The 16,981-nt window shown below is 48.4% G+C and carries 13 protein-coding genes and 1 rRNA gene; 9 read left to right on the top strand and 5 right to left on the bottom strand.

Annotated elements, in window-relative coordinates:
• Nucleotides 1-51: 51 nt before the first annotated feature.
• Nucleotides 52-672 (bottom strand): M23 family metallopeptidase, encoded by a 621-nt coding sequence (locus tag H6F90_RS27065; protein ID WP_190555121.1) that lies wholly within the window; start codon nucleotides 670-672, stop codon nucleotides 52-54.
• Between the two features lie 441 nt (nucleotides 673-1,113).
• On the opposite strand from H6F90_RS27065, the gene H6F90_RS27060 reads away from it, so the two are divergent.
• Nucleotides 1,114-1,503 (top strand): hypothetical protein, encoded by a 390-nt coding sequence (locus H6F90_RS27060; protein WP_190555120.1) that lies wholly within the window; start codon nucleotides 1,114-1,116, stop codon nucleotides 1,501-1,503.
• A gap of 34 nt (nucleotides 1,504-1,537) precedes the next feature.
• Here the strand turns inward: H6F90_RS27060 and H6F90_RS27055 are convergent, their stop codons facing one another.
• Nucleotides 1,538-2,824 carry a lipid-A-disaccharide synthase gene (locus H6F90_RS27055; RefSeq protein WP_190555119.1) on the bottom strand — a complete coding sequence of 429 codons (1,287 nt, stop codon included), beginning with the start codon at nucleotides 2,822-2,824 and terminating at the stop codon, nucleotides 1,538-1,540.
• Between the two features lie 202 nt (nucleotides 2,825-3,026).
• Between H6F90_RS27055 and H6F90_RS27050 the strand changes: the two genes are divergently transcribed.
• The 5 genes from H6F90_RS27050 (at nucleotide 3,027) to H6F90_RS31655 (ending at nucleotide 9,062) form a co-directional block, all read left to right on the top strand.
• Entirely contained in the window at nucleotides 3,027-3,503 is a 477-nt protein-coding gene (locus H6F90_RS27050) for an ankyrin repeat domain-containing protein (protein ID WP_190555118.1), read from the top strand.
• A 712-nt stretch (nucleotides 3,504-4,215) separates the two neighbouring features.
• A complete protein-coding gene (locus tag H6F90_RS27045; RefSeq protein WP_190555117.1) occupies nucleotides 4,216-8,202 on the top strand; it encodes a magnesium chelatase subunit H in 3,987 nt (1,328 codons plus the stop codon).
• A gap of 122 nt (nucleotides 8,203-8,324) precedes the next feature.
• Nucleotides 8,325-8,447, top strand: coding sequence for a hypothetical protein (locus H6F90_RS31250; RefSeq protein WP_255525073.1), 123 nt, complete (start codon nucleotides 8,325-8,327; stop codon nucleotides 8,445-8,447).
• Complete coding sequence (locus tag H6F90_RS31660) at nucleotides 8,444-8,701, top strand: Uma2 family endonuclease (protein ID WP_370588107.1); 258 nt, start codon at nucleotides 8,444-8,446, stop codon at nucleotides 8,699-8,701. The genes H6F90_RS31250 and H6F90_RS31660 overlap by 4 nt, the downstream gene beginning before the upstream one ends.
• On the top strand, nucleotides 8,661-9,062 hold the full coding sequence (locus H6F90_RS31655) for a Uma2 family endonuclease (protein WP_370588106.1): 402 nt from the start codon (nucleotides 8,661-8,663) through the stop codon (nucleotides 9,060-9,062). Before H6F90_RS31660 ends, H6F90_RS31655 begins: the two co-directional genes overlap by 41 nt.
• Here the strand turns inward: H6F90_RS31655 and H6F90_RS27030 are convergent.
• Nucleotides 9,059-10,000 carry a cobalamin-binding protein gene (locus H6F90_RS27030; RefSeq protein ID WP_190555115.1) on the bottom strand — a complete coding sequence of 314 codons (942 nt, stop codon included), beginning with the start codon at nucleotides 9,998-10,000 and terminating at the stop codon, nucleotides 9,059-9,061. The genes H6F90_RS31655 and H6F90_RS27030 overlap by 4 nt on opposite strands.
• Before the next feature lie 229 nt (nucleotides 10,001-10,229).
• Here H6F90_RS27030 and H6F90_RS27025 point away from each other — a divergent pair, with 229 nt between their 5' ends.
• Entirely contained in the window at nucleotides 10,230-12,125 is a 1,896-nt protein-coding gene (locus tag H6F90_RS27025) for a GAF domain-containing protein (protein WP_190555114.1), read from the top strand.
• Here the strand turns inward: H6F90_RS27025 and H6F90_RS27020 are convergent.
• Both H6F90_RS27020 and pruA read right to left on the bottom strand, forming a co-directional pair.
• The gene (locus tag H6F90_RS27020; RefSeq protein WP_190555113.1) at nucleotides 12,097-12,537 is read right to left on the bottom strand and encodes a GNAT family N-acetyltransferase; all 441 of its coding nucleotides are present in this window, start codon (nucleotides 12,535-12,537) and stop codon (nucleotides 12,097-12,099) included. The genes H6F90_RS27025 and H6F90_RS27020 overlap by 29 nt on opposite strands.
• 30 nt (nucleotides 12,538-12,567) lie before the next feature.
• Nucleotides 12,568-15,582 (bottom strand): L-glutamate gamma-semialdehyde dehydrogenase, encoded by a 3,015-nt coding sequence (gene pruA / locus H6F90_RS27015; protein ID WP_190555112.1) that lies wholly within the window; start codon nucleotides 15,580-15,582, stop codon nucleotides 12,568-12,570.
• Nucleotides 15,583-15,804: 222 nt separating this feature from the next.
• On the opposite strand from pruA, the gene nth reads away from it, so the two are divergent.
• Both nth and H6F90_RS27005 read left to right on the top strand, forming a co-directional pair.
• The gene (gene nth, locus H6F90_RS27010) at nucleotides 15,805-16,512 is read left to right on the top strand and encodes an endonuclease III (protein ID WP_199296213.1); all 708 of its coding nucleotides are present in this window, start codon (nucleotides 15,805-15,807) and stop codon (nucleotides 16,510-16,512) included.
• 399 nt (nucleotides 16,513-16,911) lie between these two features.
• Nucleotides 16,912-16,981 (top strand): 16S ribosomal RNA (locus H6F90_RS27005); the annotation flags it as partial.

The raw sequence follows: 16,981 nt of genomic DNA, 5'->3' as shown, positions 1-16,981 counted from the left end.
AGATTTTAAGGCTGTTCTCTCTTTAGTTTTGTCTGCCTTAATTCAGAACCTTTAGTTGGGGCGGCTAGAAACTGAGTGACCAGCTCTTTGCTGAGCATACATGGCTCGTAACACTAAAGCTGGATCAACCCACTGCCCAGAATACTTCATCCCCCAGTGGAGATGGGGGCCAGTGGTACGGCCTGTCATACCTACTCGACCGATGCGGGTTCCGGCAACTAGCTGTTGGCCTTCGCGCATCTGAATGCCACCTTCGCGATCGACTAAGTAACGACCTCCATTAGCCGTTTCTACATGACCTTGCATATGGCAATAAATGTGCTCCCACTCGCCCGACTGAACGACCACTGAAGTACCGCAAGCGCTGTCATCAGACACTTCCACCACGGTACCGTTCCACCAACTCCGAATGTAGCTACCTTCGGGGGCAGCCAAATCTAGGCCGTGGTGAAATTCCTGGCTATAACCGCTAGGAGATTGGCGATAGCCAAAGGCAGAGGTATAAGCTTGAAAATTTTCAACTGGGAAAGAAGCGCCTTGCCAAGTGCTTCCTGTCGCTACTTGATTGGTTGCAACTTCTTGCGCTCTAGCTGTTTCTTGGGGCCAATCAGAGGCAACGAAGCCTGCTAAACCCAAACCTGCAATCAGTAGGGCTTGTCCAATTCGAATCATAGTTTTGGGTTTTAGGAGCGATGTGGATGCTTGCTGCTTACTCCTCAACTGCTCAGCGGACTTACAATTGCGTTTCTCCATACAGCGTCCTTTACGGATGACGAAATATTTCTAAGGTCTCAATCAGGGGGGCAGGATTGAGTCTGCTGTAGCTCAAGCACTCAGATTATGTACGTCGATACACCCGTTTAAGTTCCTCAAGCGATCGCTGCCAGATCATCCTAGATCAGGAGTTGCTAGCTCAGAACCATTTTGTAGCCAGAAGCACGAATGGCTATCAATGCCACTAGCGCTTCCGGAGTATATTACCCTAGGCTGCTGGCAAATCTATCAGGTATTTATGTCAATTCGTCACAGAGCTGCCGAATCAGTGTGATTTCAGCTTTATATCTGTTACAACTTTTTACAGTCCATTAAATTTTACAAACTGCTGCCGTAGCCATGCAGATTAATATTTTTCCTATACCGCTAGTACTCGATACGACGGCGATCGCAGGGGCGAGTTTGTGGTCCCTAGGCTTATATTTAGGATTCTCATCCGTGAGCCAATGGGTGACGGAGCAAATCAATCGCTGGTTTAACTTTGCCGAGCGATCGCTCTACACGTCAGAAGCCGAGTTTGAGCGGACTCGCAAAGCCCGAGAAGCCCAAAATGCTTTCTATGCCTCGGTCTTTAGCATCGTGCCGTTCCTAGGAGCAGGAGCGCTGTGCAACTACGGAGTGGAAATTAGTCTAGGTAAAAGCTGGGCTATCAGTTTAGGAATTTTGACTTGTATAGGCTGTGCTGTGTACGAACTAGGCCGCCGAGATGGGCAGGCAGCAGGGAAGTGAGAGAGGTGAGGAGTTAGGAGTAAGGGGAGAGGAGTTAGGAGTTAGGAGACGAGTTGAGACCTAGTTCCTCAACGACAATTTGACTGAGTTTTGTGGCGGCTCCGGGTTGGCCTCGGACGCTACGGAGGCGATCGCGGATTTGTTGTAATTGCTCAGGATGCTCTAACCAATCTAGAGCTAAGTCTGCAATTTCTTGCGGCTGCACAATTCCCACTTTTTCTGGCACGATTTGTTCCTGCGCCCAGATGTTGGGCCAAGCTAACAGCCGAGGTTTGCGGAGAAACCACCAATTGATCAGTTTGGCGAAACTGCTGCCAACCCCAGGCAAGTTAACCAGTAAGCCAGGGATACCACCCCAAGCCCGCATGGCATCTGCTTGCTGCATGGGAATTAGCACAATCATGGGAACGGCCAAAGAACCCAACTCGGCAGTGTTCGCACCGACTGTAGTCAGGCAAAGCTGGCATTGGGAGAGTAGGTCGTAGGCAGGGAAATCAGTCCGCAGTTCTACTTGAACTCCTGCTGTGGTTTTCAAATAAGACTGTTGGCCTGCTTCCGGCACCACTAAGTGCGCCGCTACACCACCAAATAATTGGGAAATCGGATTTTTCTCAGGATCAGCGAATCGGGCTAGGGTTTGCAGACTGAGGGTAGGGGCCACTGGAATAACGAAGCGAGTTTGGGGCCGAATCGTGTGAATGCGCTCTGCGATCGCCAACGTTAATGGGACGCCTTGAGCTAACTTAGCTGGCTTCGACCCTGGTAATAAGCCGATCAGTTCTGTGCTTTTCCCTGTGCTTGCATCTGTTAGATGGCTCTTGGGTCGCTCAAAGGTGCCTGCCTCTGCCATTAAGTCACCCACGACGGTAAATTTGTGGGCTTGAGCGGGGGGAGCTTGAGCAGCAATTTCCGGTTTCATGACTCCAAAGCGATCGATCCAGCGCAGCCAACGAGCATCCCACTCGGCGTAGACCACGGTTCGGTACCCCAACCGCTTACCGATTACCACGGGAAAAAACTGGTCGCCACCCAGAAACAACACCACACCGCGATCGCGCCATTCCCAAGCGTCTACAGTTTTACCAGACAGCAAAAACGCAGCGAAATGCTCAGCCGCCTGGACTCGGTCAACTTCTGGGTAGCTCTGCGCGATCGCCGCTTCTTGACCGCTAGCATTGGGGCAAGGAGATAAAACAACCGAAATTCGCACTTGGGCGCGATCGTCTCCTAGTTGCGCTCTTAATGCCTTGACGACAGGTTTTACCCAGGTAGCTAGCTCTCCGGGGCCATTGGAGAGAATCAAAATATCAACAGCAGACACTAATTTGCTTCTCCTGCCCTTAATGCTTGGTCAGCTTGCGTCAAAATTGCTCCTCCTAGGATAAATTTTTCCTAGAGCGACTTTGATCACTCTATTGAATTCACCTACGGCTGTGGATGCGATCGCTCAGCTTCAGGTCAATTTCAATTTAATCCATTCCGTTCGTACTTCTTTGTGCATGTCTAGATAGGGAGCGTAAGCCATGACAGACCTAATCACTGCATCTAAACGGGGAGACATTGCCCAAGTAGAAACCTTACTGGCTCAAAAAGCAGACGTGAATGCTCAGGATGAGGAAAGCTCAACAGCTTTAATCGCAGCGGCAGAAGCAGGGCATTCAGATGTCGTTGCCGCTCTGCTGAACCAAGGCGCAGCAGTCAACGCTCTAGACCGAGATGGCTGGTCTGCCTTAATGGGTGCGGCTGCGGCTGGGCACCTCTTGATTGTTCAATTGCTGCTCAATAAAGGTGCAGAAGTCAACGCTAAAACCAGTTTTGGTTTGACGGCGTTAATGAGCGCTGCTGCTAAAGGCCATCTGGAAGTTGTGAAAACTTTGTTGGCCAGTGGTGCTGATATTGATGCCAGAGATAACCATAATTGGACTGCTTTTGTTTGGGCAGCGGAGGAAAAGCAGACTGAGGTGATGGAGCTGCTAAAGCAAGCCCGTCAAGGTTCCTAGCACTGCCATAAACTAAATAACTATTTAAATAAGCGGTAGTTCGACTAAATTTTAGTCAAACTGTGCAAATCAGTTTTTTCCTTCCTGCATCCGGTTAATCAACACAGAAATCAAGAGCTTTAAGAGCCAAGTAATTAATGAATTAAATGGAGATCTCCTAGTTCATTAATTACTTAAAGCCGTGCCAAAAATAAATCATTCAAGCAAATTCAACAATTAAAAAATTACGAAGCTATTATTTATTTCGAGAAACAGTTATTGCTAACCTAGGCAACTTGAGCAACGCATTCCCCTCCTGTAGAGGTTTTGCTACTTTGGTGCGATCGCTCAATAAAACTTTGTAGGATAAAAATTAAGAAATATTAAAAATACGTGAGTGCTTGCACTTGCCTACTGTAAATAAATGTAAAGAAAGTTCTCAGTTTTTTTATCAAATTGTGTCAGTTAGTCGTCAAACTGCTCACTTGGTAAGGATTTTCTGGTAAAAACACTCATGGGCCACTAATTTGTCTCACCGTGCAAAACTTTGCCTCTATACCTAGCGCTGGTTTTGGCAAGGCATGTCTAAGATGAGGCACCTTTGGTGAAACAAGCCCAAGTTGTCCTGTGAGTGGCTGAAAGGCGAATGGGTAGAAAGCTGGAGTTATATCCTTCCCCAGCCGATCCCTAGTGATGCCAATAAGAGAACACGTATAACAAGGAGCCCAACCGCATGTTCACCCACGTCAAGCCCACCGTTCGACACATTGCGCCTGACAACATCCAAGGACGCTCTCTGATTAAGGTGGTCTATGTCGTGCTAGAGCCGCAGTACCAGAGTTCTCTCTCGGCAGCGGTTCGCTCTATTAACCAGAACAATCCCAATGTGGCAATCGAGATCAGCGGCTATTTGTTGGAAGAACTCCGCAGCCCTGAGAATCTTGAGGCGCTTGAGCAAGATGTCGCCAACGCCAATATTTTCATTGCGTCACTGATTTTTATTGAAGAGTTGGCAGAAAAAGTGGTTGCGGCAGTAGAACCGCACCGCGCTCGCCTGGATGTGGCCGTGGTATTCCCTTCCATGCCAGAGGTCATGCGCCTGAACAAAATGGGCACCTTCTCAATGGCGCAGTTGGGCCAGTCGAAGAGTGCGATCGCCCAGTTCATGCGAAAGCGCAAAGAAAAAGCTGGTTCTGGTTTCCAAGACGGCATGCTGAAGCTGCTGCAAACCCTGCCCAAGGTGCTGAAGTACCTGCCAATGGACAAGGCGCAAGATGCCCGCAACTTCATGCTCAGCTTCCAATACTGGCTCGGCGGCTCTCAGGAAAACCTAGAAAACTTCCTGCTGATGCTGAGCGATAAATACGTCGCCAAGCGAGTGGGTCAGCAGAGCTTCGCGCCTTTGCAATACCGCGATCCCGTCACCTACCCTGATATGGGCATCTGGCATCCCCTCGCCCCTGCCATGTACGAGGATGTCAAAGAATACTTCAATTGGTACAACAGCCGCACCGACATTTCTGCCGACCTCAAAGATCCATTGGCTCCTTGTGTAGGTTTGGTGCTGCAACGGACACACCTAGTGACAGGCGACGATGCTCACTATGTGGCAATGGTGCAAGAACTGGAGTGCATGGGCGCACGAGTAATCCCTGTGTTCGCAGGCGGTCTGGATTTCTCCAAGCCCATCGATGCTTACTTCCAAGACCCGATCGCCAAAACTACGATCGTTGATACTGTCGTTTCTTTAACTGGATTTGCTCTAGTCGGCGGCCCTGCCCGACAAGACCATCCTAAAGCGATCGAGTCTCTGAAGCGCTTGAACCGCCCCTACATGGTGGCGCTACCGTTAGTGTTTCAAACCACCGAAGAATGGCAAGACAGCGACCTCGGTCTGCACCCAATTCAAGTGGCGCTACAAATTGCCATCCCAGAACTCGATGGCGCGATCGAGCCGATTATTCTCTCGGGTCGCGATGGTGCGACAGGTAAGGCGATCGCGCTGCAAGACCGAATTGAAGCGGTAGCTCAGCGGGCTATGAAGTGGGCTAGCCTCCGCCGCAAACCCAAAGTAGACAAAAAACTAGCAATTACCGTTTTCAGCTTCCCACCCGATAAAGGTAACGTCGGTACTGCCGCTTACCTAGATGTCTTCGGCTCCATCTACAAAGTGCTGGAAGCCATGAAGCAAAACGGTTACGACGTACCAGAACTACCTGAGTCGCCAGAAGCCCTGATGCTAGAGGTGATTCATGATGCTCAAGCTCAGTACAACAGCCCCGAACTCAACATCGCCTACAAGATGTCGGTGCCTGAGTACGAGGAGCTAACTCCTTACCACGAGCGCTTACATGAGTCTTGGGGACCTGCACCCGGACACCTCAACACCGATGGTCAAAACTTGCTGATCTACGGCAAGCACTTTGGCAATGTGTTTATTGGGGTACAACCAACCTTTGGCTACGAAGGTGACCCGATGCGGTTGCTGTTCTCCCGCTCTGCTAGCCCTCACCATGGCTTTGCGGCTTACTACACCTACCTAGAGCAGATCTGGAAAGCCGATGCAGTCCTGCACTTCGGTACCCACGGTTCCCTGGAGTTTATGCCAGGTAAACAGATGGGGATGTCGGGTGAGTGCTACCCCGATAACTTAATCGGCACCATCCCTAACCTCTACTACTACGCGGCTAACAACCCTTCGGAAGCCACGATCGCTAAGCGCCGATCCTACGCCGAAACGATCTCTTACCTCACACCTCCTGCCGAAAATGCGGGCCTCTACAAAGGGTTGAAAGAGCTAAGCGAACTGATTGCTTCTTACCAAACCCTGAAAGATAGCGGTCGCGGCGTCCCTATCGTCAACACGATTATGGACAAGTGCCGGATCGTCAATCTGGACAAAGATATTGCCCTGCCCGATCAAGATGCCAAAGATATGACGGCAGACGAGCGGGATAACATTGTGGGCCTGGTCTACCGCAAGCTGATGGAGATCGAATCGCGCTTGCTGCCCTGTGGCCTGCATGTGATTGGTAAGCCTCCCACTGCGGAAGAAGCGACCGCCACTTTGGTCAATATCGCCGGACTCGATCGCCCTGAGGAAGAAGTCAAGAGCTTACTGCGGATCATTGCGGAAAGCATTGGTCGCGACATTGACGACATCTATAAGAACAGCGATCGCGGTCTGCTCGAAGATGTGCAACTACTCCAAGACATCACCCTGGCTTGCCGTGCTGCTGTCGCCGCCTTAGTGAAAGAGCAAACCGATGCTGATGGTCGAGTTTCCAAAGTTTCGGTGCTCAACTTCTTCAACATGGGCCGTAAAGAACCTTGGATTGAAGCCTTGCAGCAAGCAGGTTATCCCAAGGTCAACACTGACGATATTAAGCCCCTGTTCGAGTACCTAGAATTCTGCCTCAAGCAAATTGTGGCAGATAACGAACTCGGTGCTTTGCTCAAAGCTCTCGAAGGTGAATACGTCCTTCCTGGCCCCGGTGGTGATCCCATTCGTAACCCGGATGTACTACCCACAGGCAAGAATATTCACGCCCTTGATCCCCAATCCATTCCCACAACAGCAGCAGTACAAGCCGCTCAAATTGTGGTCGATCGTCTGTTGGATCGGCAACGAGCGGAAAACGGCGGACAGTGGCCCGAAACTGTATCCTTCGTGCTCTGGGGAACAGACAACATCAAGACTTACGGTGAATCCTTGGCGCAGGTCATGCTGTTGGTAGGGGTACGGCCTGTCGCTGATGCTCTGGGACGGGTCAACAAGCTAGAGATGATTCCTCTAGAAGAACTCGGTCGTCCTCGAGTAGATGTGGTCGTGAATTGTTCTGGGGTGTTCCGTGACTTGTTCATCAACCAAATGAACCTGCTCGATCGCGCCATTAAGATGGCTGCCGAAGCGGATGAACCTCTAGAGATGAACTTTGTTCGCAAGCACGCCATGAAGCAAGCCGAAGACATGGGCATCAACCTGCGTCAAGCAGCGACTCGTGTGTTCTCGAATGCTTCTGGCTCTTACGCAGCCAACGTCAACTTGGCTGTGGAGAACAGCACCTGGGAAGCTGAATCCGAACTTCAAGACATGTACTTGGCCCGCAAGTCCTTTGCCTTCAACTCCGATAATCCGGGGATGATGGAGCAAGACCGCAGCTTGTTTGAGTCAGCCTTGAAAACGGTGGATGTCACCTTCCAAAATCTGGACTCCTCTGAGATCTCTCTCACAGATGTGTCCCACTACTTTGACTCCGATCCCACCAAAGTTGTGGCGCGGCTCCGGGGCGATGGCACAGCACCTGCTTCCTTTATTGCAGATACCACCACTGCTAACGCTCAAGTGCGGACTCTCTCAGAAACCGTGCGCTTGGATGCTCGCACTAAGATGCTGAACCCCAAGTGGTACGAAGGGATGCTCAGCCACGGTTACGAAGGCGTGCGGGAACTCTCCAAGCGCTTGGTAAACACGATGGGTTGGTCGGCGACCGCTGGTGCAGTGGACAACTGGATCTACGAAGATACCAATGCCACGTTCATCCAAGACGAAGAAATGCGGAAGCGCTTGCTGAATCTCAACCCCCATTCGTTCCGCAAGATGGTTTCCACACTGCTGGAAGTCAACGGTCGCGGCTATTGGGAAACCAGCGAAGAAAACCTCGATATGCTCCGCGAACTGTATCAAGAAGTGGAAGACCGCATTGAAGGAGTTGAATAGCTAGCAAGCTGTTGAGTCTTTAAGTGCATCAAATAACTAGTAAAACTGAATGAGTTAATCAGGACGGGGGAGGCTTGCAAATAGTCTCCCCTTTTTCGTAGGGGGCTGTGAGCGATAGCATCATGCACCGCCTCTCAATTAATTCGCTATTTCTGGTGATTCGTGCGTTACAGCTGCGCCTAGCACACGCTACCGCGTTACTCTTGGGTTATGTAGGTCGTTTCTCCTCAGCGATCGCGCCATGACTAGCTTTACGGTTGACCTTGATTCTGTAATTGACCTGACTGATGAGCAGTTTTATCAGCTCTGTCAGAAAAATTGTGATTTGAAGTTTGAAAGATCTGCGTCTGGGGAATTGATCATCATGGCACCCACGGCAGGGGATACAGGAAGAAGCAACTTTGAAATTGCGGTTGAATTGGGCATCTGGAATCGACAAACAAAATTAGGAGTGGCTTTTGATTCTTCCACTGGCTTCAAGTTACCGAACGGCGCTTAATCGTTCTCCTGATGTGGCTTGGATTCAGCAAGCGCGATGGAATGCTCTGACTCCTGAGCAAAAAGCAGGGTTTATTCCCTTCTGTCCAGACTTTGTGATTGAGTTGGTATCGCCCAGCGATCGCTTGACCACAGTACAAGAAAAAATGCAGGAATATCGAGAGAATGGAGTGCAGTTGGGTTGGTTGATCGATCGTAAATCTCAGCAAGTGGAAATTTACCGCCCCAATTGTGATGTGGAGATTCTCAAATCGCCTGTATCACTTTCAGGAGAAGGGATATTGCCTGGGTTTGTACTCAGTCTTGATTCTGTTTGGCAAAAGAGCGATCGCCCTCAATGCCTCTGCTGGACCACTTCCTAGTTGACCTTGACTTGAGCAGGTAGACGCTGCCAACCTGTGTCCTCATAGCCAAAGTTAAATAGATGGGGATGTAAAATCTCCGCCAGGATTTCTAGGGAATCTACTAATCGAGGCCCAGGACGGTTGAAATATTGATTGCCATCTGTAATGTAAACATTGCCTGCTTGCACTGCTCGTAACGTCGGCCACTCTGGATGTTTAGCTAAGGCGATCGCATCTTGATGAGTGCGTTCCAAGTCATAACCGCAAGGCATCAAAATTATCACCTCAGGGTCGGCAGCTACCAAGGCATCCCATTGCAACCAAGGCGAGTGCTGACCGACCACACCAAATAGGGACTGACCTCCGGCTAACTCAACCAACTCAGGTATCCAATTGCCTGCGGCCATCAACGGTTCGGCCCATTCAATACAAGCAACCGTGGGGCGATCGCTGAGAGCTTGTGTTTTGGTAGCACAAGCCTCTACTCTGGCTTGTAGTTGAGTCAGGCTAGATTGGCTCTCAATCCCCAAGGCGATCGCTACTCGTCGGATATCGTCCCAAATATCCTTTAACGTATTCGGTTGTAGCGAAATAATTTGTGGTTGAGTCTGGGTTAGCGTCGCCACAGCTTGCTCAACATCGGCTAAATTGACAGCGCAGACTTCGCATTGAGCTTGGGTCAAAATATGAGTTGGCTTTAACTGCTCTAGAACCTCAGTTTTGACTCGATAAACACTGAGTGCGGATTGGAGCAAGTCAGTCACGCGCTCGTGAATTTCGGCGCTTGTACCTTCAGGGTTAAACTTAGGTTCTGTGCAAATGGGGCGGGTTCGAATTTCTGCCGGGTAGTCACACTCATGCGATCGCCCCACAATCTGGTGCGTCAAACCTAGCTGAGCCAAAATTTCTGTGGCACTCGGGATCAGAGAGACAATTCTTAGTTCCATATCAGCCATCAGGATTGACTCTAAACGCTGGTATCAACCATAACTCTAAATAGTTCATGCCGAAACGCGGTGAGTTTTGATCCTTAAATAACGCCAAACTTGTAAAAAGGCTGCTAGTTTCGAGAAGTAGGATGAGGATATTTTCACTAGTTTAAGGGATTGCTAGAAAGTTGCTCAGGACTTAATGTTGCAACATGGTTTCACCCAAAAGTTTGATTTTACTAACTTTCGATTGAATATGAGCGAGCGCAAACAATCTGAATGGCAGCAGACAGAGCGCGATTGTTTACTGAGTAATATAGCGTTGCGAATTCGGCGATCGCTGAGTTTAGATCAAATTTTGGCGACAACCGTTGTAGAAATTCGCCAATTCTTGCAAACTGATCGTCTTTTAATCTACCGCTTTGATTCGAATCAGAATGGAACTTTAGTGGCTGAGTCAGTATCTCCTGAATGGTCGTTGTACCCAGCAAGAAAAAGCCATTCGGTTTGGCAATCAAGCTCAGATTTAGATACAGAACTGAATCAAAACCAGATCATTAATGATACTGCTGAGAGCAATTATGCAGTTGAGTTTTTGCAATTGATGAACCAGTTGCAAGTTAAAGCAAAGCTAGTAGTGCCAATTTTTCAGGCTGATGCTGCCTTTGCCAATGAACCAGTAGAAGTAGATACTACCAGTACTGAACAATCATCTACTACTCAAACTGATGAACCAAATCAAGAGCAATCGTGGGGATTGTTAGTAGCCCAACAGTGTTCCGAAGCGCATTTTTGGCAACCTGATGAAGTGGAGTTTCTAGAGCAAGTAGCGACTCTAGTATCAATTGCAGTGCGACAGGCTGAATTGTTCAATCAACTGCAACAGCAAGCACAACGCGAACAACTGCTGAATCAGATTAACCGAGCCATTAATTCAACCCTTGATTCCGAGCAAATCTTAGATGAAATTACTCAGTGTATCGGTCGGTATTTTGCGGTCGATCGAGTGATTATCTTTCAGTTTCAGGCTAGTTTTATTCAAGTATTAAATGAGTGGCGAGTGAACCCTGAGATTGGATCAATGTTGAGCTTTCAGGCACCTGTATCTGTATGGCCTGATCTGCTAGATTTAGATTCCGAATTTCATCATCGACGTGTTTTTCATGCCCCTGATTACGCAGCAAGAAACGTCACTATACAGCGGGTTCAGCAGTATCACCTTTCTGTACTCAGTGCGCCTATTTTTATTCAGGATGCCTTGTTTGGTGGTATTGGTTTGCACACTACAAGTGATTACCGCCAATTCACCACAGATGAGATTTCGCTTCTAGAGAAAATTGCTGAACAAGCTGCGATCGCGCTTTGCAAAACCAAAAACTTAGTTCACTCTAAAACTCAAGAATTAGAAGTAGAGAAACAAATTTCTGAAGCAGTTAATCAAGCCAAGACTGAATTTTTAAGCACGATGAGTCATGAGCTTCGTACCCCTCTAAATGCAATTCTAGGATTATCTCAACTGCTACAAAAACAAATTTTTGGTTCCTTAAATGACAAACAGCAAGAATATATATCTTGCATTCATAGCAGTGGTGAACATCTCTTATCTCTGATTAATGACATCTTAGATTGCTCTAGGATTGAGGCAGGTTATGAAGAGTTAAGCCTAGCCCCTATTTCAATACCCGAACTTTGCCAGTATTGCCTAGGTACAGTTAAAGAGCAAGCGTTAGCGAAAGGGCTACAGCTAGTTAGCACAATTGACAGCCAAGCTAAGACCTGCGTTGCCGATGAACGGCGTTTAAAGCAAATGCTATTGAACCTGTTATCTAACGCTGTTAAGTTTACGTCTGTAGGTCAAGTTTCACTATCCGTCTGTAAGCAAACAGATGGTTTTATATTTACTATTGCTGATACAGGGATTGGTATTGACGAGGCAGAAATTCCTTTGTTGTTTCAACTCTTTTCTCAAGTAGATGGTGAGCTGAACCGACAATACGAAGGAACAGGTTTAGGTCTGGCTCTAACCCGTAAACTCGCCCGTCTTCACGGTGGCGATGTCACTGTTACTTCTACTTTAGGTTGCGGTAGCCAGTTCAGCCTCTATATACCAGACCTGTCGCTCACTAATCATGCAACTTCTTTTTCATCTTGACGTGCAGAATTCCTGCTTCTTCAAATACATCTCCAACCTGAGTAAAACCCAGTTTTTGATATAGATCTTTGACATAAAACTGAGCATGCAATTGTACTGTTTTAACTTTAGATTGGGTTAGAAATTTCAGTGCAGCCTCCATAATTCTGCGGCCAATCTTTTGTCCCCGGAATTTCGGTAAAACTGCTAGCCGTTCTATCTTGACTGTTTGCTCATCTAAATACCGTAGTCTGATAGTACCGATAGGCTGCCCATCTACAGAAGCCAAAATATGCTGGCTCTCTGGATCTAATCCATCAAAATCAAGTGCTGGATCAACTTTTTGTTCAACTTGAAAAACCAAGTATCGAATCGCTTGAATCGACACCTCTGCTTCGGTGTAAGTCACAATTGTCAGCTTCAGGTTTTCCATCAGTGATTAGCCAAAGCTTCGGATGATGGCTTAATCTACTCCTTCAAGGGGTGCAAATCCTTGACGTTGGATGTTTTCTGTAATTGCATAAGGTTCTAAGAATTGCAGTAGATAATCGGGGCCACCTGCTTTGGAGCCAACCCCAGAGAGCTTAAAACCGCCAAAGGGTTGACGAGCCACGATCGCGCCTGTAATGCCTCGGTTGATATACAAATTACCCACCTCAAACTCAGCCTGAGCTTGCTGAATGTGAGAAGGAGTGCGGGAGTAAAGACCGCCTGTGAGGGCAAATTGCGTGCCATTCGCGATCGCCAGAGCTTCCGCAAAATCCTTAGCCCGAATCACAGATAGCACAGGGCCAAAAATTTCTTCTTGAGCGATCGCGGCAGTGGGAGCGACTTCACTAAAAACGACAGGTCCGACAAAATACCCTGTGTCTGGAGTTGGCATTTCCAAAGCAACTTGGGCTTCAGATTTACCTTTTTCGATATAACTCTTGATGCGATCGCGAGCCGTGGCATCAATCACAGGACCGACTTGAGTACTCGGATGAGCTGCATCACCCACATTCAGCGATCGCGTTGCTTCTACTAGCCGAGCCACAAACCCTGTGTAGATTGGCTCCACTACAATGACTCGTGAGCAAGCAGAGCATTTTTGACCGCTATAGCCAAAGGCGGACTGCACAACCCCTTGCACAGCTTGGTCTAAATCAGCGCTCTCATCAATAATGATGGCATTTTTGCCACCCATCTCAGCGACCACGCGCTTGAGGTGTCTTTGTCCTGGTTGCAAAATGGCAGCATCCGCATAAATGCGGCAACCCACCTCCTGAGATCCAGTAAAGGTAATCATGTGGATATCGGGGTGTTTCACCATATAAGCGCCAACCGTTGATCCTTTGGCTGGCACATATTGAAAAACACCTTTAGGAATGCCCGCCTCCACCAAAATTTCGGTCAATTTGGCAATAATCACCGAGGAAACCTCAGCAGGCTTGAGCAGAGTGCAATTGCCTGCGACTAAAGCTGCTACAGCCATCCCGGTTGGAATTGCTAAGGGGAAATTCCAAGGAGAAATCACTAGCACAATACCTCTAGGTCGGTAGTGGTAGCGATTGGTTTCACCAGCTAAATCGTAACTATGCCCTGGTTCCAACCGCTCCATCTCATCCGCGTAGTAGCGGCAGAAATCGATCGCCTCGGAGACTTCACCATCTGCTTCCCGCAAGGGCTTGCCAACTTCCAGCACAATCCAAGCAGCTAGCTCGGCGCGGCGTTGGTTGAGCAAATCAGCAGCTTTGCGAAGAATATTAGCTCGTTGCTGAGCAGGAGTACGTTGCCAAGCTGGGAATGCTACCTTAGCTGCTGCGATCGCCTTATCTGCTTGAGCCTGACTCATTAAGCCAATGCGACCAATCACTTCTGTAGGGTTAGAAGGATTAACAGAATCTACCTGAGCTTCTGTCTGCTGATATTCGCCGTTAATTAGTGGCCAGTAGGTTTTGCCTAACTGCTGCTGCACCGTGGCGATCGCCTGCAAAGCAGGTTGCCGTTGAGCTAAATCAGCATAGTCGGTGTCAGGGACATTCTGAAAATGATCTTGACGAGTAGAAACCGGAAGTGAAGTGGTATCTGCTTGATCTGCTGCCGTCACTTGTGGAGGTGCCAAAAGTTCTGCGCTCGGTCGCTCTTCAAGATTTTGTCGCAGGAAGGAACTGTTGGCGGTATTTTCCAGCAGACGCCGAATTAGGTAAGACATCCCTGGAATCAGGTCACCATAAGGACAATAAACTCGTACTCGATATCCCTGCTCAACCAGAGCTTTGGCAAACTTATCCGCCATGCCGTAGAGCACCTGCAATTCAATGCGTCGCCGAGGAATCTTGAGAGTTTGGGCGATCGCGATTGCATAAGCCTGCGATCGAACATTGTGGCTCCCGATCGCTGCATAAAGATACTCGTGGTTTTCTAGCAGGATGCGCGTCAAGTTCTCAAAGTTAGCATCTGTAGAAGATTTGTCTTTGTAAACAGGTTCGGGCCAATCTTTTTGCGCGGCTTTGATAATCTCTTGGTCCCAATAAGCGCCTTTAACTAAGCGCACTGTGACTGGATACTTGCGTTCCTTGGCCCAAGCGACTAAATTCTGTAAATCTTGTTCACTATCTCTCAAATAAGCTTGCAGAGTTATACCAATATCTGTACGACTGCGAAACTCATCTTCCATTAAGATTTGCTTGAGAATCGCCAGAGTCAAATCTTTGTAGACATATTGCTCCATATCAAAGTGAACCGCAGCTCCCAGCTCTCTCGCTCGTCGTAAAAGAGTCCGGATGCGATCGCTCACTTTGGCTTCGCTACCTTGAGCATCCAGCGGATCAAATTGAGAATAAAACGCGGTCAGCTTAACTGAAACCTGAACTTTATCAAGTTCCTCTCCCTCTACTTGATCAATGGCCTCTACTCTCGGCCAAGTTTTGGCAGCATTACTTAACTGGGCGATCAAGTCTAAATAGCGATCTAAATAGGATTGTGCTTCTGCTTCTGTAATTACCGCTTCACCGAGCAAGTCAACGGTAAAGGCCATCTTGTCTTTACGCAGTCGTTCGATCGTTTTTAGGACTTGCTTGACGCTTTCTCCAGCTATGTATTTATGCGCCAGAGTTTCTACCGCAGTTGAAACGGTTGTGGCTGCGACTTGCCCTGGTAGTGAGTCTGGACTGGCAAAGTTGAGCAAGCCTTTAAGCGCCACTGGCAACTCTACGGTTGGATCACCCAAGTACTCTTGTAAATGTCGAGCAATCTCAGTTTTGCTACGCAGGGAGGGCAAGCAGTCAATGAAACGAAAGAGTTGTACCCGCAACCCAGGATTACTCATAGCCCAAGCTAGCAACTTGTCATCCCAACGCATTTGGTCGCGCATTTGGGCAAAAAAGGAGCGACTCTCTCGTGATGCTGTCAACAATTGTTGGGCGATCGCTTGGGTCAGTTGTTCTAGTGCTTGAACTTGAATTTCGTCGGCTCGACTGGAGATGTGGACAACCATAGATACAAGGCTCCCATTTGGCCAAAAGCTGCGGGTACGATCTCTCTACTTCCTATTGTGAGCGCTGAAATGCAAATGCGCTGGAAGCTTCGTTGTTACTCTAGGACTAGTTGGTTCACCAACCTGTGCTCTACTTAGCAAACCGCTGAAAGAGCAGTCACAAAGCTGCATCAGTTAAAAAGTGCTCTCGATTCGTGTCGTAACGTCGGAGAATTAAAAACTTTGCGATCGCCCGCCATCTCTGAAGATCTAAAGCAAAAAATTCTGTTAATTCACGATCGCCTTTGCTCAGAGTACGGTTGCCCCATTCCGTTCTTTCACGATCTAGACCCCCTGAGTGAGTTGGTTTCGGCGCTGCTGTCTCACCGGACTCGCAATGCTGATTCAGCCCGTGCCTTCAAACAGTTAACCTCTCGCTTTCCGGATTGGTCAGCTGTTCGCGATGCTTCAACTCAAGAGATTCAAACCGCGATCGCCCCTTGCACTTGGCCAGAACAAAAAGCCCCTCGCATTCAGCAAATCCTGCGCTTAATCAGCGAGCGTCATAATGGCGAGCTATCCCTAGACTTTCTAGCAGAGTTACCAGTCACCCAGGCAAGGGCATGGCTAGAGTCGCTACCTGGGGTAGGCCCTAAAACCAGCGCAGCCGTATTGTTATTTAGTCGGTTGCGTCGCCCTGCCTTACCCGTAGATAGTCACCATCATCGAGTAGCCGTGCGACTAGATTTGATCCCAACTAATACTGCCGTGGGACCAGCGCATGCTCTTCTAGAAGCTCAACTTCCTCTCGATTGGAACGCTCAACAAGTCTACGATAATCACGAAGTTCTGATGCTACACGGTCAGCGCTGCTGCTACTACCGAAATCCCGCTTGCGATCGCTGCCCAGTTTTAGACCTTTGTCCTTTTGGCCAAGCCAGAGCTCAGTGAACTGAGTTCCCTTTCAATGCTTGAGTGAAAATTTTTTGATTTTGAAAGGTAAGCGATCGTGCTCTCAAGGCCATGAAAATGGCTAAGGCCCTTTCAGGCAAGGGCATTTACAGTAATCCAAAAAATCTTCGATCTCCCCCTTGACAGTCTTATGTGGTTCTCGTTATATTGGCTAAGCGGTCGAGAGAGAAGGGGCGCGGAAGCGCACCGAATCAGTCGGCCCCCGCACCTAGAAAAGAGAATAGTTTGAAAGTCAAGATAGCACCCAATCCTCGTCAAAGTAAATGGGTCTTCTGAATTTCGGTTAATTCCGGTTCAGAGACAGAGGATAACAAGTGCTAATGACTGCTTAATTCGTTAAGGGTCAATAGTATTTTCGAGCCTAAGAACTCATCTAATAACATGGAGAGTTTGATCCTGGCTCAGGATGAACGCTGGCGGTATGCTTAACACATGCAAGTCGAACGGA

This window comes from Trichocoleus sp. FACHB-591 (assembly GCF_014695845.1).
Classification (GTDB): domain Bacteria; phylum Cyanobacteriota; class Cyanobacteriia; order FACHB-46; family FACHB-46; genus Trichocoleus.
This window is presented reverse-complemented; position numbering and strand designations above follow the sequence as displayed.

What these genes read in the sequence shown, in the direction of transcription:
- H6F90_RS27065 (WP_190555121.1), bottom strand. Translation starts at nt 672, where the DNA reads ATGATTCGAATTGGACAAGCCCTACTGATTGCAGGTTTGGGTTTAGCA.
- H6F90_RS27060 (WP_190555120.1), top strand. Translation starts at nt 1,114, where the DNA reads ATGCAGATTAATATTTTTCCTATACCGCTAGTACTCGATACGACGGCG.
- H6F90_RS27050 (WP_190555118.1), top strand. Translation starts at nt 3,027, where the DNA reads ATGACAGACCTAATCACTGCATCTAAACGGGGAGACATTGCCCAAGTA.
- H6F90_RS27045 (WP_190555117.1), top strand. Translation starts at nt 4,216, where the DNA reads ATGTTCACCCACGTCAAGCCCACCGTTCGACACATTGCGCCTGACAAC.
- H6F90_RS31250 (WP_255525073.1), top strand. Translation starts at nt 8,325, where the DNA reads ATGCACCGCCTCTCAATTAATTCGCTATTTCTGGTGATTCGTGCGTTA.
- H6F90_RS31660 (WP_370588107.1), top strand. Translation starts at nt 8,444, where the DNA reads ATGACTAGCTTTACGGTTGACCTTGATTCTGTAATTGACCTGACTGAT.
- H6F90_RS27030 (WP_190555115.1), bottom strand. Translation starts at nt 10,000, where the DNA reads ATGGCTGATATGGAACTAAGAATTGTCTCTCTGATCCCGAGTGCCACA.
- H6F90_RS27025 (WP_190555114.1), top strand. Translation starts at nt 10,230, where the DNA reads ATGAGCGAGCGCAAACAATCTGAATGGCAGCAGACAGAGCGCGATTGT.
- H6F90_RS27020 (WP_190555113.1), bottom strand. Translation starts at nt 12,537, where the DNA reads ATGGAAAACCTGAAGCTGACAATTGTGACTTACACCGAAGCAGAGGTG.
- pruA (WP_190555112.1), bottom strand. Translation starts at nt 15,582, where the DNA reads ATGGTTGTCCACATCTCCAGTCGAGCCGACGAAATTCAAGTTCAAGCA.